This is a genomic window from Streptomyces sp. CA-250714 (assembly GCF_050936705.1).
Lineage (GTDB): Bacteria > Actinomycetota > Actinomycetes > Streptomycetales > Streptomycetaceae > Streptomyces.
Window position 1 is genome coordinate 1,357,084 of the sequence record NZ_JBNJMI010000001.1, and the last position, 26,817, is coordinate 1,383,900.

At 70.9% G+C, this 26,817-nt stretch carries 20 protein-coding genes and 1 riboswitch; of the genes, 3 read left to right on the top strand and 17 right to left on the bottom strand.

The genetic code is table 11. The features are described from left to right. Window positions 1-307: 307 nt before the first annotated feature. Window positions 308-1,117, top strand: a complete 810-nt coding sequence (locus ACQEU8_RS06110; protein WP_433097607.1) for a tyrosine-protein phosphatase — start codon at window positions 308-310, stop codon at window positions 1,115-1,117. A gap of 260 nt (window positions 1,118-1,377) precedes the next feature. Next, a riboswitch (cobalamin riboswitch) is annotated at window positions 1,378-1,597 on the top strand. 156 nt (window positions 1,598-1,753) lie between these two features. Beyond that, window positions 1,754-4,099 (top strand): 5-methyltetrahydropteroyltriglutamate--homocysteine S-methyltransferase, encoded by a 2,346-nt coding sequence (gene metE / locus ACQEU8_RS06115; RefSeq protein ID WP_433097609.1) that lies wholly within the window; start codon window positions 1,754-1,756, stop codon window positions 4,097-4,099. A 41-nt stretch (window positions 4,100-4,140) separates the two neighbouring features. Here metE and ACQEU8_RS06120 read toward each other — a convergent pair whose 3' ends face one another. From ACQEU8_RS06120 to ACQEU8_RS06165, 10 genes are all read right to left on the bottom strand, one after another. Beyond that, complete coding sequence (locus ACQEU8_RS06120; protein ID WP_433097611.1) at window positions 4,141-5,523, bottom strand: aspartate aminotransferase family protein; 1,383 nt, start codon at window positions 5,521-5,523, stop codon at window positions 4,141-4,143. Then, complete coding sequence (dxs, locus tag ACQEU8_RS06125; protein ID WP_433097613.1) at window positions 5,520-7,490, bottom strand: 1-deoxy-D-xylulose-5-phosphate synthase; 1,971 nt, start codon at window positions 7,488-7,490, stop codon at window positions 5,520-5,522. The genes ACQEU8_RS06120 and dxs overlap by 4 nt, the downstream gene beginning before the upstream one ends. 27 nt (window positions 7,491-7,517) lie before the next feature. Continuing rightward, window positions 7,518-8,540 carry an adenosyl-hopene transferase HpnH gene (hpnH, locus tag ACQEU8_RS06130; RefSeq protein WP_433097615.1) on the bottom strand — a complete coding sequence of 341 codons (1,023 nt, stop codon included), beginning with the start codon at window positions 8,538-8,540 and terminating at the stop codon, window positions 7,518-7,520. Window positions 8,541-8,547: 7 nt separating this feature from the next. Then, entirely contained in the window at window positions 8,548-9,213 is a 666-nt protein-coding gene (locus tag ACQEU8_RS06135) for a 1-hydroxy-2-methyl-2-butenyl 4-diphosphate reductase (protein WP_433097617.1), read from the bottom strand. Beyond that, window positions 9,213-11,213 carry a squalene--hopene cyclase gene (shc, locus tag ACQEU8_RS06140; RefSeq protein ID WP_433097619.1) on the bottom strand — a complete coding sequence of 667 codons (2,001 nt, stop codon included), beginning with the start codon at window positions 11,211-11,213 and terminating at the stop codon, window positions 9,213-9,215. The genes ACQEU8_RS06135 and shc overlap by 1 nt, the downstream gene beginning before the upstream one ends. A gap of 53 nt (window positions 11,214-11,266) precedes the next feature. Next, window positions 11,267-12,457, bottom strand: a complete 1,191-nt coding sequence (locus tag ACQEU8_RS06145; RefSeq protein ID WP_433097621.1) for a polyprenyl synthetase family protein — start codon at window positions 12,455-12,457, stop codon at window positions 11,267-11,269. Further along, window positions 12,444-13,901 carry a hydroxysqualene dehydroxylase HpnE gene (gene hpnE, locus ACQEU8_RS06150; RefSeq protein WP_433097623.1) on the bottom strand — a complete coding sequence of 486 codons (1,458 nt, stop codon included), beginning with the start codon at window positions 13,899-13,901 and terminating at the stop codon, window positions 12,444-12,446. Before hpnE ends, ACQEU8_RS06145 begins: the two co-directional genes overlap by 14 nt. A gap of 97 nt (window positions 13,902-13,998) precedes the next feature. Continuing rightward, the gene (gene hpnD, locus ACQEU8_RS06155; protein ID WP_433102181.1) at window positions 13,999-14,970 is read right to left on the bottom strand and encodes a presqualene diphosphate synthase HpnD; all 972 of its coding nucleotides are present in this window, start codon (window positions 14,968-14,970) and stop codon (window positions 13,999-14,001) included. 17 nt (window positions 14,971-14,987) lie between these two features. Further along, entirely contained in the window at window positions 14,988-15,932 is a 945-nt protein-coding gene (gene hpnC / locus ACQEU8_RS06160) for a squalene synthase HpnC (protein ID WP_433097625.1), read from the bottom strand. A 419-nt stretch (window positions 15,933-16,351) separates the two neighbouring features. Then, window positions 16,352-17,071, bottom strand: coding sequence for a TetR/AcrR family transcriptional regulator (locus ACQEU8_RS06165; protein WP_433097627.1), 720 nt, complete (start codon window positions 17,069-17,071; stop codon window positions 16,352-16,354). 117 nt (window positions 17,072-17,188) lie between these two features. Here ACQEU8_RS06165 and ACQEU8_RS06170 point away from each other — a divergent pair, with 117 nt between their 5' ends. After that, complete coding sequence (locus ACQEU8_RS06170; RefSeq protein WP_433102183.1) at window positions 17,189-19,429, top strand: MMPL family transporter; 2,241 nt, start codon at window positions 17,189-17,191, stop codon at window positions 19,427-19,429. Window positions 19,430-19,647: 218 nt separating this feature from the next. Here the strand turns inward: ACQEU8_RS06170 and ACQEU8_RS06175 are convergent, their stop codons facing one another. The 7 genes from ACQEU8_RS06175 to ACQEU8_RS06205 form a co-directional block, all read right to left on the bottom strand. Further along, a complete protein-coding gene (locus ACQEU8_RS06175) occupies window positions 19,648-20,493 on the bottom strand; it encodes an ABC transporter ATP-binding protein (RefSeq protein WP_433097629.1) in 846 nt (281 codons plus the stop codon). Further along, on the bottom strand, window positions 20,480-21,433 hold the full coding sequence (locus tag ACQEU8_RS06180) for an ABC transporter permease (RefSeq protein ID WP_433097631.1): 954 nt from the start codon (window positions 21,431-21,433) through the stop codon (window positions 20,480-20,482). Before ACQEU8_RS06180 ends, ACQEU8_RS06175 begins: the two co-directional genes overlap by 14 nt. A gap of 66 nt (window positions 21,434-21,499) precedes the next feature. Next, window positions 21,500-22,372, bottom strand: a complete 873-nt coding sequence (locus ACQEU8_RS06185; RefSeq protein WP_433097633.1) for a glycosyltransferase family 2 protein — start codon at window positions 22,370-22,372, stop codon at window positions 21,500-21,502. Between the two features lie 17 nt (window positions 22,373-22,389). Continuing rightward, window positions 22,390-23,169 (bottom strand): CDP-alcohol phosphatidyltransferase family protein, encoded by a 780-nt coding sequence (locus tag ACQEU8_RS06190; RefSeq protein ID WP_433097635.1) that lies wholly within the window; start codon window positions 23,167-23,169, stop codon window positions 22,390-22,392. After that, complete coding sequence (locus ACQEU8_RS06195; protein ID WP_433097637.1) at window positions 23,147-24,208, bottom strand: iron-containing alcohol dehydrogenase family protein; 1,062 nt, start codon at window positions 24,206-24,208, stop codon at window positions 23,147-23,149. Before ACQEU8_RS06195 ends, ACQEU8_RS06190 begins: the two co-directional genes overlap by 23 nt. Beyond that, complete coding sequence (locus ACQEU8_RS06200) at window positions 24,196-24,933, bottom strand: sugar phosphate nucleotidyltransferase (protein WP_433097639.1); 738 nt, start codon at window positions 24,931-24,933, stop codon at window positions 24,196-24,198. The genes ACQEU8_RS06195 and ACQEU8_RS06200 overlap by 13 nt, the downstream gene beginning before the upstream one ends. Further along, on the bottom strand, window positions 24,930-26,705 hold the full coding sequence (locus ACQEU8_RS06205; RefSeq protein ID WP_433102185.1) for a DUF5941 domain-containing protein: 1,776 nt from the start codon (window positions 26,703-26,705) through the stop codon (window positions 24,930-24,932). The genes ACQEU8_RS06200 and ACQEU8_RS06205 overlap by 4 nt, the downstream gene beginning before the upstream one ends. Window positions 26,706-26,817: the final 112 nt, after the last annotated feature.

Below are 26,817 nucleotides of genomic sequence, written 5' to 3' on the forward strand. Positions count from 1 at the left end.
AGACTCCTCGTAGGTAAGGCATGAGCCAGATACACGGCAGTGCACAGGGAGTTGGGCGATACGCGGAGGCTACCGCGAGCACGGCGTTCCGCCGCCGAAGCTCATGAAAATTGTTCACATCCGAACCACTGCGCCTTGGGGCTCGCGAGGGTGGCTGTACGGCTACCGCTCGGCGCGACGTACGGACGGATCACACCCAGCACCGTCGTCACCCTGAGCCACCGGAAGGCTACGATCCGGTGCACGCATCCAAGGGCTGATCGCCTCAGGCATCCATGCCTTATGGTCGGACGGACGGTCGTCGCAGATGCTAGGAGCGCGCGTGAGTGTGGAGTCCGCCGATACGGTGCTGACCGGGGTACGGAATTTCCGGGACGTCGGGGGCCTGCCGACGGTGGACGGGCGCCGGGTGCGGCGCGGGGTGCTCTTCCGCAGCGGACACCTGGCACACGCCACACCTGAGGACGCCGCCTTCCTCGGCGAGCTCGGGCTGCACACGGTCTTCGACTTCCGCAACTCCGCGGATCAGGCCCTCGACGGCCCCGACATCGAGCTGCCGGGCGTCCGCAACGTCAACCTTCCGCTGTCCGACCCGGCCGACGGCGCCGAGTTCTGGCGGCTGGTGCGGGACGGCGAGCTGGACCAGCTGCGGGCGATCCTCGGCGACGGCCTCGCCGCCCAGCGGATGACCGACTCCTACCGCACCATGATCCGCGAGCGTACGGCCGAGCACAGCCGCATCCTGCACGCGCTCGCCGAGGACAGCGTACCCGCGCTGATGCACTGCGCGGCGGGCAAGGACCGGGCGGGCCTGTCGATCGCCGTCACGCTGCTGGCGCTCGGCGTCGAGCGGGCCGCCATCGAGGAGGACTACCTCCAGTCCAACCAGCCGCACCGGCGCTACAAGATCTACCGCAGCAGCAAGTCCAGGGCCGGAATGTCCCCGGAAGTCCTGGAACTGCTCGCCCCCCTCTTCGACGCCCGCGCCGCCTACCTCGACGCGGCCTTCGCCACCATCGACGAAACCTGGGGCGACACGGACACCTACTTGACGGAGGCCCTAAAACTCTCCCCGGCCACCCGCACCCGGTTGCAGTCCCGCCTGCTGGAACCCTGAGCCCTCCGCTTGTGGGCATCTGTCCCTCCCCCAGCCTCCGGCCGGGGGTACCCCCAGGGCGGGACGGGTGGGCACAAGCGGGCCGCACCCGCGCGACGGCCGCACCCCGCACCCCGCAGTGGGCGCCCCTCAGGTGCGGCCCGGTGGCCGGTGGCTGCGCTTGCCCACCCTGCGCCCCTGGCGCAGACTGCCCAAGCACAGCGGGGGGCGCCCTCGCAAACAGGCAACGCGGGCCAGCCCTCCCGCGACGGCCTCCCAGCTATGCTGGGCCCGCAGCTGGTTCGCCCCGCCGGCCAGGCGGGAGGCGTCGTAAGAGGGAACCCGGTGTGAATCCGGGACTGCCCCGCAGCGGTGAGCGGGAACGACCGCCGTCACACGCACTGGACCCACGGTCCGGGAAGCGACGGCCAGTAGGTGCCCGCCGGGAGACCGGCAGGCGCGCCCGCGAGTCCGAAGACCTGCCCGCTGCCCGTACGCGTCCACACGCGTACGGTCCTCCCGGAGACCTCGAGGGCGGGTCGGAGAACACAGCGCACAGCGGCGGCGCCGGCCACGCGTCCGCCCGTGCAGCCACCCCTTCGCGTCCTCGTCCCGTGCTTCCGGGAGCGCTGGAGACATCTCGCGAAGGAGAGTTGCGTGACAGCGACAGCAGCGAACCCGGCCACCACTCCCCCACCCGCGCCGGTACGCGCCACGGTGCACGGCTATCCCCGCCAGGGGCCGAACCGTGAGCTGAAGAAGGCCGTCGAGGGCTACTGGAAGGGCCGCGTCACCGCCGACGCCCTCCGTGCGACGGCCGCCGAGTTGCGCCGCGCCAACTGGCAGCAGCTGGCGGAGGCGGGCATCCACGAGGTGCCCACCGGGGACTTCTCGTACTACGACCACGTCCTGGACACCACCGTCATGGTCGGCGCCGTCCCCGAGCGGCACCGGGCAGCGGTCGCGGCGGACCCGCTGGACGGGTACTTCGCCATGGCCCGCGGCACCCAGGAGGCCGCGCCGCTGGAGATGACCAAGTGGTTCGACACCAACTACCACTACCTGGTGCCCGAGCTCGGACCTGACACCGTCTTCCGGGCGGACGCGAGCAAGCAGACGGCCGAGCTGAAGGAAGCCCTCGCACTGGGCCTGAAGGGCGCCAGGCCGGTGCTCGTCGGACCCGTGACCTACCTCCTGCTGGCCAAGCCGGCGCCGGGCGTCGCCCCCGATTTCGAGCCGCTGACGCTGCTGGAGCGGCTGCTGCCCGTCTACGCGGAGGTGCTCGCGGACCTGCGCGCGGCGGGCGCCCAGTGGGTGCAGCTGGACGAGCCCGCGCTGGTGCAGGACCGTACGCCTGCCGAGCTGGAGGCGGCGGCACAGGCGTACCGTGCGCTGGGCACCCTCCCCGACCGGCCCCGGCTGCTGGTCGCCTCCTACTTCGACCGGCTCGGCGAGGCACTGCCCGTGCTGGCGAAGGCTCCCGTGGAGGGCCTCGCCCTCGACTTCACGGGACGGGCCGCTGGCAATCTGGACGCGCTCGCCGCCGTCGGCGGGCTGACCGGAAAGCGGCTGGTCGCGGGCGTGGTCGACGGCCGTAACGTGTGGATCAACGACTACGAGCGGTCCATCGCCACCCTCGCCACCCTGCTGGGCCTCGCGGCGCGGGTGGATGTGGCGACGTCCTGCTCGCTGCTGCATGTGCCGCTGGACGCCCGTGCCGAGCGCCATATCGACCCGCAGGTCGCCCGCTGGCTGGCGTTCGCGCGGCAGAAGGCAGCGGAGACCGTCACTCTGGCGCGCGGTCTGTCCGAGGGGACCGGCGCCATCAGTGCCGAGCTGGCCGCCAACCGTGCCGATCTGACCTCCCGCACGGCCTCGCCGCTCACCCACGACAAGGCGGTACGGGCCCGCTCCGCCGCCGTCACCGACGCGGACACCCGCCGTCCGCTGCCGTACGGGCAGCGCACCGCGGCGCAGCGCACACGGCTGGGTCTGCCGCCGCTGCCGACCACCACCATCGGTTCGTTCCCGCAGACGACCGAGCTGCGTACCGCCCGGGCCGACCTACGGGCCGGCCGGATCGACGAGGCGGGGTACGAGGAGCGGATCGCGGCCGAGATCCGCGAGGTGATCGGCTTCCAGGAGCGCGCCGGACTCGACGTACTGGTGCACGGTGAGCCCGAACGCAACGACATGGTGCAGTACTTCGCCGAACAGCTCACCGGCTACCTCGCCACCCGGCACGGCTGGGTGCAGTCGTACGGCACCCGCTATGTGCGCCCGCCGATCCTCGCGGGCGATGTCGCACGCCCGCGCCCGATGTCGGTCCGCTGGACGCGGTACGCCCAGTCGCTGACCTCCCGCCCGGTCAAGGGCATGCTCACCGGTCCGGTGACCATGCTCGCCTGGTCGTTCGTACGGGACGACCAGCCGGTGTCCGAGACGGCACGCCAGGTGGCCCTCGCGCTGCGGGACGAGGTGTGCGAGCTGGAGGCCGCGGGCACCGCCGTCATCCAGGTCGACGAGCCGGCGCTGCGCGAGACGCTGCCGCTGCGCGCCGCCGACCGGCCCGAATATCTGGCATGGGCGACCGCCGCGTTCCGGCTCACCACCAGCGGGGTACGCCCGGACACCCAGATCCACACCCATATGTGCTACGCGGAGTTCGGCGACATCATCGGCGCGATAGACGAGCTGGACGCCGATGTCATCAGCCTGGAGGCGGCCCGCTCCCATATGCAGGTCGCGGACGAACTGGCCGGCCACGGCTACCCCCGTGAGGCGGGTCCCGGCGTGTACGACATCCACTCACCGCGGGTCCCGGGAGCCGATGAAATGGCGGCACTCCTCCGCAAGGGCCTGGAGGCCATCCCAGCCGAACGGCTCTGGGTCAACCCTGACTGCGGCCTGAAGACCCGCGGCTGGACCGAAACCAGGGCCTCACTGGAAAACCTGGTGGCCGCGGCCCGCACGGTACGGAGGGAACTGCTCCGCCAGAGCTGATCGTTGAACGGGGCTGCCCTGCGCAGACAGGGCAGCCCCCCTCAGCGATGGGCCACCGCCTGTCGGACCAACGTGCGCCCGAAGTCCCACATGAGCCCGCCTCCACTGTGCGCATCGTCCATGACCTGGGTGAACGCGTCGACGAAGCGCTCCACTTCCTCCTCGCCGATCACCAGCGGGGGGATCAGCTTGATGACCTCCAGATGGTCCCCGGAGACCTGGGTGAGGATGCGGTGCTTCTGCAAGAGAGGGACCACCACCATCTGCGCGAACAACCCCTTGCGCGCTGCCTGGAGCATCGTCCAGCGGCTGCGCAGCTTCAGCGACCGGGGCTTGCCGAACTCGATGCCGATCATCAGCCCCCGGCCACGCACCTCGTGCAGCAGCTCGTACTTGTCCACCAGCGCCTCCAGCCGGCTGCGCAGCAGATCGCCGGTGCGGCGGGCGTTCTCGGTGAGGCGTTCGTCGTCCATGACGGCGAGGGTGGCCAGTCCCGCCGCCATGGCCTGCGCGTTGGAGCCGAAGCTGGCGGAGTGGACCAGCACCCGGTCCATCGAGGAGTAGACCTTCTTGAAGATCCACTCCTTGCCGAGCGTCGCACCGACCGGGACGTAGCCGCCGGAGAGAGACTTGGCCACACACACCAGGTCGGGATCCACGTCCTTCTCGTGCTGGTAGGCGAAGAAGTCGCCGGTGCGGCCCAGCCCCGTCTGCACCTCGTCGGCGATCAGCAGCGCCCCGTACCGGTGCAACAGCTCCCGCGCCGCGCGCAGATAGCCGGGCGGAGCCGCGTGCACGCCCTTGCCCTGGACGGGCTCGACGACCAGCGCGGCCACGTCCTTCGTGCGCAACTCCCGCTCCAGCGCGGCCAGATCGCCAAGCGGGACGGGAGTATCGGGCAGCAAGGGCGCGAAGCCGTCACGGAATCCGTCCTCGCCGTTGACGGAGAGCGAGCCGGTGGTCAGCCCGTGGAAGGCGTGTGCGCAGTACAGCACCCTGGGCCTGCCGGTGGCACAGCGGGCGAACTTCAGCGCGGTCTCCACGGCCTCCGTTCCGCTGTTGCCGAAGAAGACCCGGTCGAGCCCGGGCGCGTACGAAAGCAGCTTCTCGGCCAGCAGCCCGGGCAGCGGCTGGCAGTCGAAGCGGGTGAGGTCGGCCAGCTGCGCGTCGAGCACATCGTGCAGCGCCTGCCGTACGACCGGGTGGTGGCGGCCCACGCCCATGACGCCGAACCCGGCGAGCATGTCGAGGTATTCATTGCCCTCGGCGTCGTAGAAGTAGGCACCCTCGGCGCGCTCGTAGACCTTGTCGAAGCCGATGGTGTGCAGCATGCGCGGCAACTGGTGGTTGAGATGGCGCATATGCAGCTCGTAGCGCTCGCCGCTCCGCTCGGCCAGCAGCTTCGTCAGGTCGAAGCCGGTCACCTTATACTCCCCTCACCCGTGCGGGCCGCGCCCACGCGTGCGGCGCCCCGCCGGCCGCCCTCCCGTTCCCAGCGCTCGCGCCGGGACCGTTCGCGCTGTTCGGCCCGGGTCAGCTCCTGGCCCGTGCGGGCGGCGATCTCGACCGGCGACAGCCCCAGCTCGGCCAGGAGTTCGGCACGCTTGCCGTGCGGCAGGAAGCGCTGGGGCAGCCCGACGGAGCACAGCGGCACCTCGGCACCCGCGTCCCGCAGCGCCTCGGCGACCGCCGAACCCACACCGCCGGTACGCCCGTTGTCCTCCACGACGGTGACGGTACGGTACTGCTCGGCCAGCGGCACCAGCGCCGGGTCGACGGGTTTGACCCAGCGCGGGTCCACCACCGTGGCGCCGATGCCCCGCTCGGCCAGCAGCGCGGCCGCCTCCAGACAGACGGGCACCATGGCGCCGACGGCGACCAGCAGGGCGTCAGCGCGCTCGTCCTCGTACAGCACGTCCATGCCCCCGACCCGCCGCACCGCCTCGATGGGGTCGCCCACCTCGGCCTTGGGCAGCCGCAGCACGGTGGGCGCGTCGTCGACGTCGAGTGCCTCGCGCAGCTCGTCGCGCAGCCGCTCGGCGTCGCGGGGCGCGGCGATCCGCAGTCCGGGCACGCACTGGAGGACGGACAGGTCCCACATGCCGTGGTGCGAGGCGCCGTCGGGTCCGGTGATCCCGGCCCGGTCCAGCACGAAGGTGACGCCGCACCTGTGCAGCGCCACATCCATCAGCAGCTGGTCGAAGGCACGGCCGAGGAAGGTGGCGTAGACGGCGACGACCGGGTGCAGACCACCGGTCGCCATCCCGGCGGCGGAGACGGTGGCGTGCTGTTCCGCGATGCCCACGTCGAAGACCCGGTCCGGATAGGCCTCGGCGAAGCCGCCGAAGCCGACGGGGTGCAGCATGGCCGCCGTCACAGCGACCACATCGGGCCGCTCGGCTCCGACGCGGACCATCTCCTCCCCGAAGACGGAGGTCCAGGAGCGCCCGGTGGACGGCCCGACGGGTTCGCCGGTCACCGGGTCGATCTTGCCGACGGTGTGGAACTGGTCGGCCTCGTCCTGGCGGGCGGGCTGATAACCACGGCCCTTCTCCGTCAGACAGTGCACCAGCACCGGCCCACCGAACCGCTTCGCACGCTGCAACGCCGACTCCACCGCCGCAACATCATGCCCATCGATCGGACCGACATACTTCAGCCCCAGATCCTCGAACATCCCCTGCGGCGCGATGAAATCCTTCAACCCCTTCTTCGCACCGTGCAACGTCTCATACAACGGCTTGCCCACCACCGGAGTCCGGTTCAGCACATCCTTACCCCGGGCAAGAAAACGCTCGTAGCCGTCGGTGGTGCGCAGCGTGGCGAGGTGGTTGGCCAGACCGCCGATCGTCGGCGAGTACGACCGCTCGTTGTCGTTGACCACGATCACCAGCGGCCGGTCCTTGGCCGCCGCGATATTGTTCAGCGCCTCCCAGGCCATCCCACCCGTCAGCGCACCATCACCGATGACCGCCACCACATGGTCATCCCGCCCCCGCACCTCGTTCGCCTTCGCCAGACCATCCGCCCAGCCCAGCACCGTCGACGCATGCGAATTCTCGATCACGTCATGCGCCGACTCAGCGCGCGAGGGGTAGCCCGACAGGCCGCCCTTGGCCCGCAGCTTGGAGAAGTCCTGCCGCCCGGTCAGCAGCTTGTGCACATACGACTGATGCCCGGTGTCCCACAGAATGCGGTCGGCAGGCGAATCGAAAACCCGGTGCAGAGCAATGGTCAGCTCGACCACACCGAGGTTCGGACCCAGATGGCCACCGGTCTTGGAGACCGCGTGGACGAGGAACTCCCGGATTTCCCCGGCGAGTTCCTCCAGCTGCGCTTCGGACAGCGCGTCGAGGTCGCGCGGCCCGTCGATGGACTCCAGCAAGGACATGGTCGGCCCCCCTGCTCTGGCGAACTGTCAGTGTGACTTGCTGCCGGCGGTCTCCCGGGCGGCGCGCAGGGACTCCTTGAGGGAGCCCATGGTGGCCAGTACGGCGGTCGGTTCGTATCCGCAGTGGGCCATGCAGTTGGCGCAGCGGGGGTCCTTGCCGCGGCCGTACTTCTCCCAGTCGGTCTCCTCCACCAACTCGCGGTAGGTGGGCACATATCCGTCGCTCATCAGATAGCAGGGGCGCTGCCAGCCGAAGAGGGAGTAGTTGGGGATGGCCCAGGCGGTGCAGTCGAAATCGGCCTTGCCCTCGAGGAAGTCGAGGAAGAGCGGGCTGTGATTGAGCCGCCACCGCTCTCTGTTGCCCCCGGCGAACGCCTTCTTGAACAGCTCCCTGGTCTGCTCGACGCCCAGGAAGTGCTCCTGGTCGGGTGCCTTTTCGTAGGCGTAGGCGGGCGAGACCATCATCTCGTCCACCTTCAGTTCGTCGTTGAGGTAGTTGAGAACCTCGATGACGGTCTGCGGGGTGTCGGTGTTGAAGAAGGTGGAGTTCGTGGTGACGCGGAAGCCGCGGCGCTTGGCCTCCTTCATCGCCGCCACCGCCTCGTCGAAGACCCCCTCCTTCGCGACGGATTCGTCGTGCCGTTCCCTGAGGCCGTCGATGTGCACGGCGAACGCGAAATAGGGGGAAGGCTTGAACTCGTCCATCTTCTTACGGAGCAGCATGGCATTCGTGCAAAGAAAAACGTATTTGCGCCGGGCCACCAGCTGCCGCACGATTTCCCCGATCTGCGGGTGCATCAGCGGCTCGCCGCCCGCGATGGAGACCATCGGCGCCCCGGACTCCAGCACGGCCCCCACCGCCTGCGCCACCGGCATCCGCTGCTTGAGCACCCCGGCCGGGTGCTGGATCTTTCCACAGCCCTCGCATTTGAGATTGCACGCGAAGAGCGGTTCGAGCTCCACGATGAGGGGGAACTTCTCCCGCTTGCGAAGCTTCTGCTGAAAGAGATACGTCCCGATACGGAGCGTCTGGCGGAGCGGCATGGCCATTTCTGGCTCACCTCCAGGGGAGCAGCAGGGATCGGTGCCATTCAAGGAATGCGGGCAGGACACCGCGAAGGACGCGGAATGCCGATATTCCACCCCGCAGAGTCCCGATGCGGATCAGTTCATGGCCCGGAGCGTCCACCACCACCCGTACGGCCGCAACCGGACGCCGGGCCGTGCCCGCGGCGGCGGCGTCGAGGGTGGCGGCGGACTCCATGTCGGCGGCGATGGCTCCGCTCTCGTGCAGTGCGGCCCTGGCCTGGCCCCGCACCACATGGTCGGTGCCCGCGAGCGTGCCCACGTGGACGGTGCCGTACCGGGCCAGCGCGGTGGCCAGCAGTTCGGTTCCGATACAGGGCGTGCGGCCCCCGGAGCCGCGGGTCTCGTCGGCCACCACGAGGTCACCCGGCCGCATGCCGGGCACCAGCCCCGCGCAGAAGCCGGTGGCCAGCACGGCGGTGCCGCCGGGCACGGTCTCCTGGGCGAGGGCCCGGCCGATGGCGCGCCGCGCGGCCTGCGCGCCCATGCCGGTGCGGAGCAGTCGCACTTTTCCGGGGCTCGTTACCCCGTTCGGGTCGGGGCGGCCCGGGCGCCCCGACCCGCGGCGCAGCGCGAGGTGCTCGATGCCGAGCGCACACGTCAGCAGCAGCGGATCCGGGGCTTCCGGGCTCTCCATCAGGCGTCCCGCCTCACAACCGGCTCCAGCCCGTCACCGTGCAGATAGCGGCCCAGTGCCGTGAGCGGGAAGACCATCCGGTAGAGGTGGTAGTTGATCGAGAAGTCCCAGGGGAAGCCGGTGCCGGTGAAGTACGGCTCGTCCCAGTAGCCGTCCTCGCGCTGGGTCTCGGCCAGCCAGCCGATGCCCCGTTCGACGGCCTTGCTGTCCTTCTCGCCTGCTGCCAGCAGCGCCATCAGCGCCCAACCGGTCTGGGAGGCGGTGGAGGCGCCGGCTGCGATCCACTCGGTGTCGATGTAGGAGCGCAGGTCCTCGCCCCAGCCTCCGTCGTCGTTCTGGACGCTCTCCAGCCAGCTGACGGCGCGCCGGATGGCGGGGTGCGAGGTGGGCAGCCCGGCCGCCACCAGCGCGGGAACGACGGACCCGGTGCCGTAGAGGTAGTTGACGCCCCAACGGCCGAACCAGGAGCCGTCGGCCTCCTGTTCGGCCAGCAGCCAGGAGATCGCCTTACGGGTGCGCGGGTCGTGCTGCTTGCCCTCGGCGGCCAGCATCTCCACCACGTGCGCCGTCACATCGGCCGACGGCGGGTCGATGACCTCGCCGAAGTCGCAGAACGGCAGCCGGTTGGGGAACTTGCTGGTGTTGTCGACGTCGAAGGCACCCCACGCGCCGTTGCCGGACTGCATACCGAGGTTCCAGCGCACGGCCCGGCTGATGGCCCGCTCGACCCGTTCGGGGTCGGGGTGCCGGATGCGCCGCAGCGCGAGCGCGACCTCGGCGGTGTCGTCGGTGTCGGGGTAGTTGTCGTTGTGGAACTCGAACGCCCAGCCGCCGGGGATCAGCTGGGGGCGGCGTACGGACCAGTCGCCGGGGCGTACGACCTGCTCGCCCAGCATCCAGTCGGCGGCCTTCACCAGCGCCGGGTGATCGCGGGGCAGTCCGGCGTCGGCCAGCGCGATGGAGGCCAGGCAGGTGTCCCAGACCGGGGACTGGCACGCCTCGATCATCCTGGTCTGTTCATCGGGCCAGACGGCGAAGCGGTCCAGCGACTCCAGACCGGCCCGCATCACCGGGTGGTCGAGGTCGTAGCCGAGCAGCCGCAGCGCGATCAGCGAGTAGACGGCGGGCGGCTGGATGCCGCCCCAGCAGCCGTCGTTCTCCTGGCGCTCGATGATCCAGCGCGAGGCTTCCCTCAGCGCCGCGCGGCGCAGCCTGCGGGAGGCCACCTTGCGGTAGGCGTGCAGGGCGCGGTCCATGCGCTGGAAGGCGCCGTCCCAGCTGGTGGCAGGCGCCATCGGGGTGGGCGGCAGCGGGCGCGCCGGATCGCGGTGCAGCTCGTCCAGGCGGAACGGCGCGGGGTGGACGGGCCGGAAGGCGGAGACGACGGTCAGCGGCACGATGGTCTGCCGGGCCCAGCAGCCGAAGTCGTAGATGTTGAGCGGCACCCACTTGGGGAAGTAGATGATCTCCGGGGGCAGTTCGGGCAGGTCCTCCCAGCGCCACCAGCCGAACAGGGCGAGCCAGATACGGGTGAAGACCCTGCTGCGGGCCACTCCCCCGCGTTCGCGCACCCACTGCGCGGCGCGCATCATATGGGGGGCCTCGGGGTCGTCGCCCGCGAGTTTGAGGGCGACGTATCCCTCGACGGTGGTGGACAGGTCGCCCGGTCCGCCGTAGAAGGTGGCCCAGGCGCCGTCCTCGCGCTGCTGGGAGCGGATGAACCGGGCGGCGGCGGAGAAGGTCCGCTCGTCGCGGATGCCGAGGAACTCGCGCAGCAGCAGGTCCTCGGCATCCATGGTGATGTTGGTTTCCAGGTCGCCCTTCCACCAGCCGGCCTCGTCCTGGCGGGCGAGCAGGTGCTCGACGGCGCGGGCCGCGGTCCGCTCAGCCAGGGCGGTGATGTCGCCGGTGCCCGTGGGGACGGTGGCGGGAGAATCGCGTTCTTTGTTCTTCGTTCCGGAGACGCCGGGTCCAGCGGGTCCGTCCGTGGTGGCTGTCATCCCTTCTCCTTCCGAAGTGTCCGATTGCTCGGAGCCGCGAGTGGGAGTCCGACTCACCCCCGCCGTACGACGACGAAGTCGGCGAGCGCGGCGAACCGGTCCCGCACCCGGCCCGGCATCTCGATCGAGTCCAGCGCCGCCAGTGCCGTGGTGTGCTGACGCTGGGCCTCCTGCGAGGTCCACTCGCGGCCTCCGGCCTCCTCGATCAGCGCGGCCCGCTCGGCGAACTCCGTCTCGTGGAAGTCCTCGAACTCCGCCTGGCTCTTCTTCGCGTCCTCCGTCATCAGCTTCGCGAGCCGCGCCGCGGCGGGGCCCTCGGAGCCGAGTGCGGCGGCGACCGGGAGCGACTTCTTGCGCTGCCGCAGATCGCTCCAGGTCTGCTTGCCGGTTGCCTGGGGGTCGCCCCAGATCCCGAGCAGGTCGTCGATGGCCTGGAAGGCGAGGCCCAGGTGATGGCCGTACGCCTCCAGCGCGTCCGCCGTGCGGTCGTCGGCACCGCCGAGCACCGCACCGATGGAGGCGGCGCAGGCCAGCAGTGCGCCGGTCTTGTTCCCCTCCATCTCCAGGCACTCCTCCACGGTCACCAGATCGCGGTGTTCGTAGGAGATGTCCTGTGCCTGGCCGTCGATGAGCTTGCGGGTCGCCAGCGTGAGCCGCCGGGTGGCGCGCCCGGCCTCCGCCGTGCCCAGCTCCAGCAGTATCTCGCCGGCGAGTGCGAACAGCGCGTCGCCGACGAGGATCGCCTGGGCCGGCCCGTGCACCTTCCAGACAGTGTCACGGTGGCGGCGCTGCTCGTCGCCGTCCATCAGATCGTCGTGCAGCAGGGAGAAGTTGTGCACCAGCTCCACGGCGACCGCACCGGGGATACCGGTCTCCGGCGGCGCCCCGGTCACCTCGGCGGACAGCAGCGCCAGCGCGGGCCGCACCGCCTTGCCGCCCGCTGCGTCCGAGGGGCGGCCCTCGGCGTCGATCCAGCCGAAGTGGTAGGCGGCGACGGTGTCCATCGGCGGGGCCAGCCGTTCGACGGCCGCGCGCAGTACGGGGGTGGAGAGCGTACGGCCACGCTCCAGCAGTGCGCTCACGTCCCTGCGGCCGGCCTCTTCGCCCTTCACGCCCTCGTCGTCCTCGTTCACGAGCTGTCGGTTCGGCGGGGTCACAGGGTCTCCTCTGTGCGGTGCTGTGGTGCTGGCTGTACCGCCCGTGCTGCCTGGGCCGGCCGGACGTTCTGCGTCAGTGGTGCTCATGGGCCCTTCCTTCGATGCCGGGGACCGGTTCCGACCCATGCGGGCGGCCCAGTGCGACGAGGGCTTCGTGCGCGGCCGTCACCCCGCTGCGGACAGCGCTCTCCATGGTCGCGGGCCAGCCGGTGGCGGTCCACGCGCCCGCGAGGAAGACGCCGGGAGCCAGGGTGCGCGCCGCAGGGCGCAGCCGGCCGACGCCGGGCGCGGGGGCGAAGGTGGCAGTGCGCTCCCGGGTGACGAAGAAGTCCCGCACTCCCGCGCCCCTGGCCGCGGGCAACAGCCGCTCCAGCTCCGGGAGATAGCGCTCGCGGAGCACGGCGACCGGCTGGTCGATCTCCTCGTGCGCGACCGACTGGGAGAGCGCCAGATACTGGCCGCCGCCGGTGAGCCCGGAGGCGGTGGTGCGGTCGAAGACCCACTGGACCGGGGTGCCGAGCGCGGCGAAGAAGGGTCTGCGCAGCACCTTGCGGTCGTAGATGACATGGACGTTCAGGATCGGCTCGTTACCGATGTCCAGCAGCCGCCCGGGGTCGGCGAGGGCACCCGGCGGCAGCAGCCGGTGGGCCTCGCGCTGCGGTACGGCGAGCACGACCGTGTCCGCCCTCAGCTCCTCGGCTCCGCTACCGCCCTGATCGGCCGTCACCCGCCAGCCGCCCCCCTCGGCGGGCTCGACAGCGCGGGCGCGGGTACGGAGCAGGGTGCGCACGCCGGCCTTCTCCAGCGCCGCGCGGGCGAGGACGTCGTGGATGTCGCCGAGCGGAACGTGTGCCCAGCCGATGTCGGCGGCGCCGGGCTCGGAGAGCAGCCCGGTCTTGAAGACCATCGCCGCGAGCCCCATGGACGCCTGGGGCGCACGCGCGTTGAGGGTGGCGGTGCCGACCAGGTCCCACAGGGCCTCGACGGTGCGGGCCGACTGGCCGTGCCGGTGCAGCCAGGTGCCGAAGTCGATGGCGTCCAGCGCCGGATCCGCCGGGTCGAGCCCCTTGAGGGCGAGCGCCGCACGGGCCACCGCACCCCGCTCGGCGAGCGAGAGGTGCGGGTACGTGGCGAGGCTCGCGGCCAGATGCAGGGGTACGGGCAGCGCGGTGCGGCGCAGCCGTCCGAGCCGGGGCCTGCCGGTGCCGACGTCGAGCACCGGCACGTCCAGCCGGTCCTGGATCGGGGCGAGCCCGGCGGCGCCCACCCGCTCCAGGAACCAGCTGTAGGCGGTGCAGCAGCGCAGATAGACGTGCTGGCCGTTGTCCACGGTCAGCGGTCCGGCGGCGGAGTCGCGCCGGAAGGAGAAGGCGAGCCCGCCCAGCCGGGGCCGGGTCTCCACGAGGGTGGTCTCCAGGCCCGCCTCGGCCAGCCGCAGGGCGGCCGTCGTACCGGCGAGTCCGCCGCCGAGGACCACGGCGCGCCGTGCGGCGCCGGGCCGCTCACCGGACCGCGCATCGTCCGCCGTCATGGACGCTCCTCCCCTGAGTCCGGTGCTTGTCCGGTCCGTGCCCGCTGGGACGCCCCGCCGCAGCGGTGGGTTGCCCGGCGCCCCGTCGGCAGCGGCATCAGGCGCTCCGCCGCGACGTCTGGCGGGAGACCAGCCGTGCGTCGAAGCCGGACAGGCCGCGTACCGCCACATACGCCTTCTCGTGCCCCGGCAGGGAGACACGGCCGCGCAGCACCGCGGCGGGGTCCGCCGCGATGCGGTCCAGCAGACGGTGGTAGATGCCCGCCATGGCGGCGACGCAGGCGCCCGAGCGGCGGTCGAGCATCGGCAGCAGTCGGTAGCCCTCGGCGAACAGTGCGCGGGCGCGTCGCACCTCGAAGTGGACCAGTCCGGTGAAGTCGGCGCCGGGTGGCACCGTGACGGTGGTAAAACCCGCGGCACAGCCAAATTTCTCGAGATCCTCCGAGGGCAAATACGTTCTTCCGCCCTCGGCGTCTTCCCGTACGTCCCGGAGAATATTGGTCAGTTGGAGCGCCAGCCCAAGGGTGTCGGCGTACTCGGAGGCGCGGGGGGTGTCGCGTGCGCCGGGCACGGTGCCGAAGACGCCCAGCGACAGCCGCCCGATGGCGCCGGCCACGCAGCGGCAGTACACCTTCAGGTCGTCCCAGGTCTCGTAGGTGGCGCCGCGGACATCCATCAGTACGCCGTCGATGAGTTCGTCCAGCGCGTCGAGCGGGATCCGGAACCGGCCGGTGGCGTGGCTGAGCGCGACCGCGACCGGGTCGGTGTCGTCCCAGGAGATCGCGCGGCTCTTGATCCGGGTGAGCAGCTCCCGGGTCTCCTCCAGCCGCTGCTGTTTGGCCTCGCGGGGCAGTCCGCCGTCGCCGATGTCGTCCACCCGCCGGGAGAACGCGTACAGCGCGGACATGGCCTGCCGCTTCGGGGCGGGCAGCAGCCGGATGCCGTAGGCGAAGTTGCGTGCCTGCTGTCCTGTGACGGCCTCACAGTAGCGGTAGGCGGCGGTCACCTGTGCGGGGAGCTGCTGCGGGGGCCTGGCCTGGGCCCGGTCCGCTCTCGCGGCTTTCTCGATCTTCCCCACCGTCCCGGTCACCCCTCTCCTCGCAGGCTCGCCCAGGACTCGCGGAGCACGCTCGCGGTGCCGGCCCGGGGAGCTCCCGCCAGTACGTCGTACCGTGCGGCTCGCAGGGCCGAGGCCGCCGCGCGCCCGCCGCCGGTGAACCCGGCGAGCAGCAGCCGGAGCCTGCCGTGGACGCTGCGCACCAGTGGTGTGCCCTCGTCCAGCAGACCCAGCGCGCGCTCGGTCTCGTACGCGATCAGGGCGCGCACCGAGGCGTTCGCGGTCGGCGCCGCGAGGTCGGCCTCGCTGACGCGGAACCTGGCCATGTCCTCGGCCGGCAGGTAGATCCGGCCCCGGTTCAGGTCCTCGGCGACGTCCTGGAGGTGTTCGATGATCTGGAGCCCGGTGCAGACCGCGTCCGAGCGGCGTACCCGCTCCGGCGTCATGGTGCCGGTGATGGCGAGGACGAGCCGGCCGACCGGGTTGGCCGACAGCTCGCAGTAGGCCAGCAGTTCGCCGTAGGTGGCGTACCGGCGGACCTTCTGGTCCTGCCGGTTGGCCTCGATCAGGCCGAGGAACGGCTCCGGGGTCAGCCCCCGGCGGCGAACGGTGGGGACCAGGGCACGCAGCAGCGGGTGGCCGGGCCCTGACCGGTCATCGGAAGGCCCGTGGGACGGGGAGCCGCCCCAGGAGATGTTTTCGAACACCCGGTGGACGTCGGCCTCGAACGCGTCGAGCATGGCGAGCGGGTCGTCGGCCTGGTCGGGTGACAGACCGAGGGAGGAGGCGTGTGCCGGGCCGGAGGCTCCCAGGTCACCGTCGCCGATGTCGTCGACCAGGCGGGCGAATCCGTAGACGGCCATCAGATCGTCCCGCCACGCGCGGGGGAGGAAGCGGGGCGCCACCGGGAAGTTCTCCGCCTTGGCCTTGGAGAGCACCGCGCTCGCGTGCGCGTCCTCCTCCGCGGTCACCACGTGCTGCCCATGGCCATTGCCGTCACATCTCCGTTTCTACACCGCTGCACCAGAAGATCCTATTTCGGACACGCCGCACGCACTGGCCTGCGAAAGCGGCCAGCGGCACAGGCCGGTCGGGCCCAGTTCGCCCGACTTACCGCGAATCAGCACCGAAACAGCTTACGCCGTACATCAACCCGGTGTGCGGGGGGTGACGACCCTGGACCGGGGTCCGCCCGGGTCACGGTTTCCGGGCCGGGCGGTGCGGATTGCGCCCTCGTCCGAGTGCCGGATCACGTCCGTCCGGGTACCGGCCCCGCGGGCCGGAACGGGACCGCGCACCCGCCGCGAGGGCCCGCGCCGACGCCGTCACGGGCCCGCCACTCTTCTGCCGCAGCAGGCGGAACGGCAGAACCCCTCGCCCGGCTGACCGCCGGTCAGGGCGCCGTCAGACCGGCGACGATGTCGTGCAGGGCACGCTCGATGACGTAGCCCGCCTCCTTCTCGGAGAGGACGTCCAGCGGTCCGTCGAGGAAGAGCATCGCGGTGCCGTGCACCATGGCCCAGGCGCTCAGCTCTGCTCCGGGTCTGCGCTCGGGTGTGATCAGGCCGACGGTGACCGCCTCGTCGAGGGTCTCGGTGAGCATTTCGAACGAGCGCGCCTCCCAGCCCTGCGACTCCTCGGTTTCCGTGACGGCGCCGTCCTCGGTGATACCGAAGCCGCCCAGGGCCTTGCGGCAGAAGGCCGTGGAGTAGAGGCCGGGCTCCTCCCTGGCGAACCGGATGTAGCCGCGGCCGATGCCCAGCATGCGGCGCCTGGTCGCGTCCGGGCCCGAACCGTGCACCTCACGCCCGCCCGCCTCCATGCAGGCGACCAACTGCTGCTGGCCGTAGTCCTTGACGGCACCCAGCAGATCGCTGTGGCTGTCGAAGTGCCGGTAGGCGGCGGTGGCGGAGACTCCGACCTTGCGTGCGGCGGCGCGCAGCACCACGGCGTCGGGGCCGCCCTCGCGGGCCAGCTCGATGGCGGCGTGGATCAGCGCGTTGCGCAGGTCCCCGTGGTGGTAGCGGCCCTTGCCGCGGCTCCGTGCCGCTTTCCCGGCCTGTGCGGCCGCCTCCCCAGTGGCCTTGTCTGTCGCTTCGGAGTTCGGGTGCATGCTCCTATCCTGCCCGATGTTGACAGCAATAACATTCATGACATGATGCATGTTGACGCCGTGAACATCCATGCGGCGTCCCTCCCGCCCATCCATAGCGCTCCCGGGGGATACGACGTGCTCGATCGCATAGCCAATCTGACCTACCGCCGAGCACGAGGCGTGCTCGTGCTCTCCTTGCTGGCGGTGGTGGCCCTGGCCGCCGTCGGCTTCGGCGCCTTCAGCAAGCTCCAGGGCGGCGGGTTCGACGACCCCGACTCGCCCTCCTCGCGCGCCGCCACCCTGATCGACGAGAAGTTCCACGGCGAGGACAACCTCGTCCTGCTCGTCCGCGCCAAGGGCGGCAACCTCGACTCCCCGGCCGTCAAGCACGCCGGACAGGAGCTGACCGCCGGGCTGCGCAAGGAACCCGGCGTCTCCCAGGTGACCTCCTACTGGGCGCCGGGCGGCTCGGCCCTCACCTCACGCGACGGCAGCCAGGCGCTGGTGCTCGCGCACATGGACCAGGAGGACACCGAGCGCGTCACCGAGGTGACCGACAAGTGGAGCGGCGAACGGGGCGCGGTCTCGGTCCGCGCGGGCGGCGCGGCGGCGCTGAACGAGCAGGTCAACGCGCAGGTCTCCAAGGACCTCGGGGTGGCAGAGGCCATTGCCGTACCCGTGACGCTGGTGCTGCTCATCCTCGCCTTCGGCAGCGTGGTGGCCGCGCTGCTGCCGCTGGCCATCGGGCTCATCGCGATCCTGGGCACCTTCGCCGAGCTGTACATCCTCGGCAGCATCACGGACGTCTCCGTGTTCGCGATCAACCTCACCACGGCGCTGGGCCTCGGGCTCGGGATCGACTACGGGCTGCTGCTCGTCAGCCGCTTCCGCGAGCGGCTCGGCGCCGGTGACGACACGGCCCAGGCGCTCCGTACGACCGTTCGCACGGCCGGCCGGACCGTGCTGTTCTCCGCCTCGACGGTGGTGGCCGCGCTCGCCGCGCTGCTGCTGTTCCCGCCGTACTTCCTGCGCTCCTTCGCCTACGCGGGCATCGGTGTGGTGGCCATCGCCGCGCTCTCCGCGCTGCTGGTCGTCCCGGCGCTGCTGGCCGTGCTCGGCCCCCGCGTCAACAAGGGGCGGCTGCCGTGGGCGGACGCGGTACGCAAGCCGGAGGCCCCGCTGTGGGGCAAGCTGGCCCGCGTCGTGATGCGGCGGCCCGCGCTCACCGCGCTGCCGGTGCTGGCCGTACTGCTACTGGCCGCCAGCCCGCTGCTGGGCGCCACCTTCGGCACCCCCGACGAGCGGGTGCTGCCCGACAGCGCCGAGAGCCGCCAGGTCTCCACAGCGCTCCAGCACGACTTCGCGGGCAACGACGCGGCAGGCATCTCCGTCGTCACCGAGGAGCGGGCGGACGGCGGGGCCGTGGGCCGGTACGCCGCGCAGCTGTCCGAGCTGAAGGGCGTCAGCCGCGTCCAGGCGGCGACCGGTACCTACGCGCAGGGGCACTCGGTGCGCGGGCCCGGGGCGGCGAGCGCCGGGTTCGAGCAGGACGGCACCCACCGGCTGACGGTCACCACCAGCCTGACCCCCGCCTCGGGCGCGGCACAGGACCTGGTCCGCGAGATCCGCGACCTGCCGGGGCCCGACGGCAGCAAGACGCTGGTCGGCGGCAAGGACGCCCAGCTGATCGACGCCAAGAAGGCCATCGCCGACAAGCTGCCCGCCGCCGTGGCCTGGGTCGTCGGCTCGACATTCGTGCTGCTGTTCCTCTTCACCGGCAGCATCGTGCAGCCGCTGCGCGCCCTGGTGCTCAACGCGATCAGCCTGACCGCCGCGATCGGCGCCATGGTGTGGGTCTTCCAGGACGGGCACCTCTCCTCGCTGCTGGGCTTCACCGCGATGCCGATGGACACCTCGATGACGGTGCTGATGTTCTGCATCGTCTTCGGCCTGTCCATGGACTACGAGGTCTTCGTGACCAGCCGCATCAAGGAGCTGCACGACGCCGGGGCCGACAACAGCGAGTCGGTGACCGGCGGACTCTCCCGCACCGGGCGGATCGTGACCATGGCCGCCGGACTGCTGGCGGTCAGCTTCTTCGCCTTCACCACCAGCAAGGTCTCCTTCATCCAGATGTTCGGCCTGGGCAGCGGCCTGGCCATCCTCATCGACGCGGTGGCGGTACGCGGGGTGCTGGTACCGGCCGCGATGCGGATGCTGGGCCGTACGGCGTGGTACGCGCCGAGGCCGCTGCGCCGGCTGCACGCGAGGGCAGGGCTGAGCGAGGGGGCTGACGCCGATGTCGCGGAGCGCCCTGAGGGGGAGCCGCGGGAGGGGGAGCCCGGCGAGAGGGAGCGGGCCCGTACCGGGGTGTGACCCCGGGGCCACGCACACGTTGAAGCGGCCCGCTTCACCGGCTGATGCTGGTGAAGCGGGCCGCTTCGGTGCTTTGCCGCGAGGCCGTGTCCGGCGGTTCTTGGTCGGCCCCCTCCGTTGTTCCGGGAGGGGGCTGCCCCTGCCCGACGCGCGCGGACTGCGGGTGCATCGTGGCTGGTCGCGCCGTTCCTCGCGCCCCTGACGGGGCGCCCCCCTCGCTACTTGCTGGTGAACTTCTCGTATTCCTTCAGGACCTCGTCCGTCGGGCCGTCGAGCAGCAGCTTGCCCTTTTCCAGCCACAGCACCCGCTCGCAGGTGTCGCGGATGGACTTGTTGTTGTGGCTGACGAGGAAGACGGTGCCGGCTTCCTTGCGCAGCTCACGGATGCGGGCCTCGGAGCGCTTCTGGAAGCGCTTGTCGCCGGTGGCCAGGGCCTCGTCGATCATGAGGACGTCGTGGTTCTTCGCCGCGGCGATGGAGAACCGCAGTCGGGCGGCCATACCGGAGGAGTAGGTACGCATCGGCAGGGTGATGAAGTCACCCTTCTCGTTGATGCCCGAGAAGTCGACGATGTCCTGGTATCGACTCGCGACCTCCTCGCGGGACATCCCCATCGCCAGGCCGCCGAGGACGACGTTCCGCTCGCCCGTCAGGTCGTTCATCATGGCCGCGTTGACGCCCAGCAGCGAGGGCTGACCGTCGGTGTATACCTTGCCGCTCTCGGCCGGCAGCAGCCCGGCGATGGCCTTGAGCAGCGTGGACTTGCCGGAGCCGTTGGAGCCGATCAGGCCGATGGCCTGGCCGCGGTACGCGGTGAAGCTGACGCCGCGCACCGCGTGCACCTCGCGCATACCCCCGCCGGGCTTGCGCCGGATGATGCGGTTGAGGGCCGCCGTGGCGCTGCCCCGGCCCTTGGAGCCACCGAAGACCCGGTAGACGATGTGCAGGTCCTCGGCAATGACGGTGGGCACCCAGGGGGCAGGAGTCTGCTCCGCCTGTGCCTCGGTCTTCTTGCCGGACTCGGCGGAAGGTCCGCTCTGCTCGGTCTGCTCAGCCACGGCCATAACGCTCCTCCGCCTTCCAGAAGAAAACAAATCCGCCGACGCCCACGACCACTGCCCAGCCCAGGGCGAGCGCCCATACGTGCGGCGGGAGCTGGGTGCTGGGGTACTCCTGGATGAAGGCGAACCGCATCAGGTCCATATAGACGGCGGCGGGGTTGGCCTGCAGCAGGTCCGCCACCCAGCTCGGCGCCTGCGCGTTGTTCTCCAGCATGTGCTTGAGGGGGAACATCACGCCGGACGCGTACATCCACGTCCGGGTGATGAACGGCATCAGCTGCGCCAGATCGGGTGTCTTGCTGCCGAGCCGGGCCAGGATCAGCGCCAGGCCGGTATTGAAGACGAACTGGAAGGCCAGCGTCGGCAGGATCAGCAGCCAGGAGAACTGCGGCAGCTCGCCGAACCCGAGCAGGATGACGACCAGCACGATCATCGAGTAGAGCAGCTGCTGGAGCTGCTGCAGCGCCACCGAGATCGGCAGCGCGGCGCGTGGGAAGTGCAGCGCCCGTACCAGTCCGAGGTTCGAGGAGATCGCCCGGACGCCGGTGAGCACCGACGTCTGGGTGAAGGTGAAGACGAACACTCCGGTGATCAGGAACGGGACGTAGTTCTCCTGGCCACCCGGCGTGCCCTCCCGGCCTCCCAGCAGCAGGCCGAAGATGAAGTAGTAGACGGCAGCGTTCAGCAGCGGCGTGGCGACCTGCCACAGCTGGCCCAGCTTCGCCTGGCTGTACTGCGCCGTCAGCTTCGCCCGGGAGAAGGCGAGAATGAAGTGCCGCCGCGCCCACAGCTGACGCACGTAGTCGGGCAACGAGGGGCGCGCTCCGCTCACCGACAGGCCGTATTTGGCCGCGAGTTCGGACGGGGTCAGCCGGTCGTCCGGTGACGGCGGAGGCAGCACGCCGACCGAGCTGTCGGCGCTGTCCTGGGTTGTCTCGCTCACGTTGGAAACTTTCGTCCTCACACTGCGCAAGTGAATCCGGGGCTGATGCTCTCAGACACGAGCTTGTCAGATCACGGGCGGGCGACCCAGCCGCGTCAGACGCCATACCGTACGCCACCGCATCGGTCTGCGGGCCCCCGGCGGCGTGGTCCAGCCTTCCTTGAAACCACCCAGCCAGGCCCGCAGCGCCGGCATGGAGGGGCGCCGGGCGAGGGTGAGCAGCAGCCATACGCCCAGATAGACGGGGACGAGCAGCGCGGGAAGGTTGCGGCGGGCCAGCCAGACGCGGTTGCGGGCCACCATCCGGTGGTAGACGGCGTGCCTGCTGGGGGCGGTGGTCGGGTGGTGCAGCACCATGTCGGCGCGGTACTCGATGCCCCAGCCGGCGTCGAGGGCACGCCAAGCCAGGTCGGTCTCCTCGTGTGCGTAGAAGAACTCGTCGGGCAGGCCGCCGACTTCGGCCAGCACCTTGGTACGCACGGCGTTGGCGCCGCCGAGGAACGTGGTGACCTTGGAGGAGCGCATCGGGTCGGAGGCCCGCAGCCGGGGTACGTGACGGCGCTGGGTGACGCCCGTTTCGGGGTCGGCGATACGGAAGCTGATGATCCCGAGCCGGGGGTCGGCCTCGAACGCCTCGCGCACCAGCTCGGCGGTGTCGGTCGAGGGCAGCAGCCCGTCGTCGTCCAGAAAGAGCAGTGCGTCCACCTCGGCACCCGAGGGGCCGAATGCCTCTATTCCGACATTCCGCCCACCGGGGATGCCGAGATTTTCCGGAAGCTCGACCTTTCGTACACCGTCCGGCAGCTCGGGCAACGGCGCGCCGTTACCCACCACGACGACCTCGATCGCCTCGCCGTCCTGCTTGGCGACCGACTCCAGCAGTGCACGCAGCTCCTCGGGGCGGTTGCCCATGGTGAGCACGACGGCACCCAGTCGCATATCGCTTCCGCCCCCCGTCACTTCAGCCTGCTCGAGGCGAGGATGGACACCAGGTGCAGCAGCGTCTGGAGCACGGCGATGGCCGCGAGGACGACGACGCCGACCCTGGAGAAGAACAGGTCGCCCCGGATCTGGTCCACGACCGCGAGGACGAGGATCAGCAGGGAGGCCTCGATGCCCAGGACCAGCCGGTGGAACTTCAGCGCCGCGGCCGCCTTGCGCGCCAGGGCCAGCCCGGAGGAGCGCGGCTCGGCGGCCGACTCCTGGACCGGCGGCAGCCCGCCCTGGTGGCGCGCGACGCCCACCAGGTCGGACTCCGCCTTGATCAGGATGGCGCCGAGCGCGGCCAGCGTGCCGAGGAAGGCCCACAGCCAGTCGACCCTGCCGCCGCCCCACAGGTCGGCGGCGCGCAGGCCGAAACCGACCAGCACGGCGGCGTCGCACAGGTACGCGCCGACCCGGTCCAGATACACCCCGCCCAGCGAGAACTGCTTCTTCCAGCGGGCCACCTCGCCGTCGACACAGTCGAGCAGCAGGTAGAGCTGGACCATCACCACACCCAGGACCGCGCCACCGACGCCGGGCACCAGCAGCGCCGGCGCGGCCAGCACCCCGGCGACCGTCATCACGTACGTCAGCTGGTTGGGGGTGACCCGGGTGTTCACCAGGTGCCGGTCGACACGCAGCGAGATCTCGCGCATGTAGAGCCGACCGGCCCAGTGCTCACCGCTCCGCCGGTCCTTCACCCCGGCGGGGTGAACGACCGGCCGCAGTTCAGCTACCGATGGTTTGTGCATAGTCCGCGTACGCGTCCCTGATCTGGTCGGTGGACAGGTCGAGGTGTTCCAGGATCGTGTACCGCCCGGGGCGGGTCTGCGGCGCGTACGCGACGGCCTCGACGAACTCGTCCCGGTCGAAGCCGATGTCGGCGGGCAGCACCGGCAGCTTGTGCCGCCGCAGCACCTCCACCATCAGCTTGGCCGTGTCCTTGTCCCCGCGCAGATAGGTGGCGAAGGCGGCGCCGAGGCCGCACTGCTCGCCGTGCGGAGCAGCACGCTTGGGGTAGAGCAGGTCGAAGGCGTGGTTGATCTCGTGGCAGGCGCCGGAAGCGGGACGGCTGTCCCCGGCGACCGACATCGAGATGCCGGTCAGCACCAGGCCCTCGGCGAGCACCTGGAGGAAGCCGTCGTCGCTGACGTCGCCCGGGTGGTGCAGGATCGCCTCGCCGGCCTGCCGCGCCATGGCCGCGGCCAGTCCGTCGATGTCCTCGCCGCGCACCTCGTGCCCCAGCTCCCAGTCCTTGACGGCGGAGATGTTGGAGATGACATCGCCGATGCCGGAGCGGATGTAGCGCTCGGGGGCCTCACGGATGACGTCGAGGTCGATGACGACGGCGATCGGGTTGGGCACCCCGTAGGAGCCGCGGCCCGCGTCGTTGTCGAGGGTGGCGACCGGCGAACACAGGCCGTCGTGCGAGAGGTTGGTCGCGACCGCGACCAACGGCAGGCCGATCCGCGCCGCCGCGTACTTCGCACAGTCGATGATCTTGCCGCCGCCGAGCCCGACGACCGCGTCGTAGCGGCCGGACTTCATGGCGTCGCCGAGCTTGATCGCGTCGTCGATGGTGCCGCCGCCGACCTCGTACCAGGAGGCGTTGGGCAGCAGCGGCGCGAACCGCTCGCGCAGCGCGGCACCTGAGCCGCCGCTGATGGCGAAGGCGAGCTTGCCGTTGGTGGAGATCCGCTGATCGGCCAACAGGCCCGCCAGGTCGTCCAGTGCGCCGCGGCTGATGTCCACGACGACCGGCGACGGAATGAGGCGGGTCAGTACTGGCATGCGATCTCCCGGCCCTTGGCGAGGTCGTCGTGGTTGTCGATCTCGACCCACTTGACGTCCCCGATGGGGGCGACGTCGACCTTGAAGCCGCGGTTGACCAGCTCCTGGTAGCCGTCCTCGTAGTAGAGCTGCGGGTCGCGCTCGAAGGTGGCCTTCAGCGCGTCGGCCAGCTCGGCGCCGGCCTCCGGCTCGATCAGGGTGAGGCCGATGTACTCGCCGGTGGCCTCGGCGGGGTCCATCAGCTTGGTGATGCGCTGGACGCCCTTGTCGGGGTCCACGACGACCTTCATCTCCTCGTCGGCGAGGTCCTTGACGGTGTCGAGGGCCAGGATGATCTGCTGGCCGTTGCCACGCGCGTCCAGCAGCGTCTTCTCCACGGAGACGGGGTGCACGGTGTCGCCGTTGGCGAGCAGCACGCCCTCCTTGAAGACCTCACGGGCGCAGTAGAGGGAGTAGGCGTTGTTCCACTCCTCGGCCTTGTCGTTGTCGATCAGGCGGAGCTTGACGCCATGCCTGGCCTCCAGCTCTGCCTGCCGCTCGTAGACGGCTTCCTTGCGGTAGCCCACGACGACCGCGACATCGGTGAGACCGACCTGCGCGAAGTTGGCCAGGGCGATGTCGAGGACGGTGGTTTCACCGTCCACGGGCACCAGGGCCTTGGGCAGGGTGTCGGTGTAGGGGCGCAGACGCCGTCCGGCGCCGGCAGCCAGCACGAGGCCGATCATGCGGGTTCTCCTGTTTCGTCGTGTACTGCGGGTGCTTGCGACGACACCCAGAAACGGATGCTCTCGACGAGCACCACGGCCGCGATGGCCACGGCAAGCGTGGTCAGCGCGAAGATGAAGCCTTGCGTATGGCCGCCGCCACCCAGCCAGAGGGCCGCGGCGACGGTGACCACCAGGGTCCGTCCTTCATGCCCCCCGACCGCCCGCACCAGCCAGTGCGGAGGCGCCCCGGTGCCACCGCGGATGCGGTACACCGTGTCGTAGTGATGGTAGGCGAGAGCCGCTACCAGCCCGAATGCCGCGGGGAGCGTGCCGTCCGTTTCGGCACGGGCGGCCAGCACCAGAATCGTGCCGTATTCCGCGATGCGGAAGAACGGGGGCAGCAGCCAGTCCAGCGGGCCCTTGAGGGGCTGGACCAGCGCCGCCCCGGCACAGAGGGCGTAGACCGCTGCGGCCGGTACCGGCCAGAGGCTGCCGAGTGGCGCGGCCCACGCGGTGGCGAGGATCACGGCGCCGCCCAGCAGGGCAAGTGCGGGAGCACCCAGCAGCGGCAGCCGGACGGGGCGCAGCAGCCGCGCCGCGAGCTCGGCGAGCGGACCGCTGTCGGTGAGCGCGCGCACTCCCTCGGCCGCGCGGTCGGTGCGGGCCCTGCGGTGCATGGAGCGCAGCAGCCGCCCCGCCGTGGTGTAGCAGGCGGCGAGGGTGCCGGCGGCGAGCAGCACGATGAGGGTGATACGCGGCGTGGTGGCGGCCGTCAGTACGGCGATGAGGGCCCAGCGCTCCCCGATGGGCAGCACTATCATCCGCCGCGCCCAGACGGTCCAGCCCGCGCTGTCCAGCCTGCTGGAGAGTACGGCGGTGCGGCTGGTGTTGGCGGCGACGTCGTGGCTGGCCTCGTTGAAGGAGAAGTCGACGGTGTGCCGCGCGGTCATCAGCAGCATGGCGCCGAGCGCCAGTGCCCATACGTCGTCGCCGCCGCGGGCGGCACCGAGCGCCAGGCCCGCGTAGTAGGAGTACTCCTTGGCCCGGTCGAAGGTGGCGTCCAGCCAGGCGCCGAGCTTGGAGTACTGGAGGTCGTAGCGGGCGAGCTGGCCGTCCGTGGCGTCCAGCACGAACGAGGCGATCAGCAGCACCCCGGCGGTCACGAAGCCCCACCGCTCGCCCGTCGCGGCGCAGCCGGCGGCGATGAGCGCGGTGATCAGCGAGGCCGTGGTGACCTGGTTGGGAGTCAGGCCACGGCGGGCGCACCAGCGGGCGATGTAGCGCGAGTAGGGGCTGACGCAGAAGGTGGTGAAGAAGCCGTCGCGGGATTTGACCGCGGAGCGCAGCCGTACCGCCTCGTCGTCGACCGCTGCGACGGCGGCCTCGGCCTCCTTGCGTGCCGTCTCGTCGGCGGGGACGGTCGCCACGAGTGTCCCCAGCTCGGGCCGGTGCACCTCGACGCCGGCCGCCTCCAGGGCGTCGGCCGCCTGCTGGGGGCCGCCCGGCAGCTCGTGCGGCAGCGCGCGCCGCGCCTCGGGGGTGACGCCGAGCACACCCGGCAGGGCGCCCGCCTCGAAGCGGGGATCCTTCAGAGCGAGCCGCAGCGCGTGGGTGTGGCCGACGAAGCGGGGGTCGATCAGGGCGAGCCGTTCGTTCGCCGCCGTGGCGGCGAGGTGGGCGCTGACCTCGGCAGGCTGCGCGGCCACGCGCACCTCGAAGCCGAGCGAGCGCAGGTCGGCCTCGAGTGACGACCCGGCAACCGGCGGACCGGTGAGGATGGCGGTCGACAGAACGAACTCACTCCTTGAAAGCCGGCATACCCGCGCGAGAGGGGGACAACTAAGGCAGCGGGCAGCATGCGCCGTCACCCGGAAGGGTCGGCAGCACGTCGGCAGAGAGTAT

Bases quoted from the DNA above. Each gene is read 5' to 3' on its own strand.
- ACQEU8_RS06200 (WP_433097639.1), bottom strand. From the start codon at position 24,933: ATGATCGGCCTCGTGCTGGCTGCCGGCGCCGGACGGCGTCTGCGCCCC.
- hpnH (WP_433097615.1), bottom strand. From the start codon at position 8,540: ATGGCCATGCCGCTCCGCCAGACGCTCCGTATCGGGACGTATCTCTTT.
- ACQEU8_RS06165 (WP_433097627.1), bottom strand. From the start codon at position 17,071: ATGCACCCGAACTCCGAAGCGACAGACAAGGCCACTGGGGAGGCGGCC.
- ACQEU8_RS06145 (WP_433097621.1), bottom strand. From the start codon at position 12,457: ATGAGCACCACTGACGCAGAACGTCCGGCCGGCCCAGGCAGCACGGGC.
- dxs (WP_433097613.1), bottom strand. From the start codon at position 7,490: ATGTCCTTGCTGGAGTCCATCGACGGGCCGCGCGACCTCGACGCGCTG.
- ACQEU8_RS06190 (WP_433097635.1), bottom strand. From the start codon at position 23,169: ATGCACAAACCATCGGTAGCTGAACTGCGGCCGGTCGTTCACCCCGCC.
- shc (WP_433097619.1), bottom strand. From the start codon at position 11,213: ATGACAGCCACCACGGACGGACCCGCTGGACCCGGCGTCTCCGGAACG.
- hpnE (WP_433097623.1), bottom strand. From the start codon at position 13,901: ATGACGGCGGACGATGCGCGGTCCGGTGAGCGGCCCGGCGCCGCACGG.
- ACQEU8_RS06135 (WP_433097617.1), bottom strand. From the start codon at position 9,213: ATGGAGAGCCCGGAAGCCCCGGATCCGCTGCTGCTGACGTGTGCGCTC.
- ACQEU8_RS06175 (WP_433097629.1), bottom strand. From the start codon at position 20,493: ATGGCCGTGGCTGAGCAGACCGAGCAGAGCGGACCTTCCGCCGAGTCC.
- ACQEU8_RS06195 (WP_433097637.1), bottom strand. From the start codon at position 24,208: ATGCCAGTACTGACCCGCCTCATTCCGTCGCCGGTCGTCGTGGACATC.
- ACQEU8_RS06185 (WP_433097633.1), bottom strand. From the start codon at position 22,372: ATGCGACTGGGTGCCGTCGTGCTCACCATGGGCAACCGCCCCGAGGAG.
- ACQEU8_RS06110 (WP_433097607.1), top strand. From the start codon at position 308: ATGCTAGGAGCGCGCGTGAGTGTGGAGTCCGCCGATACGGTGCTGACC.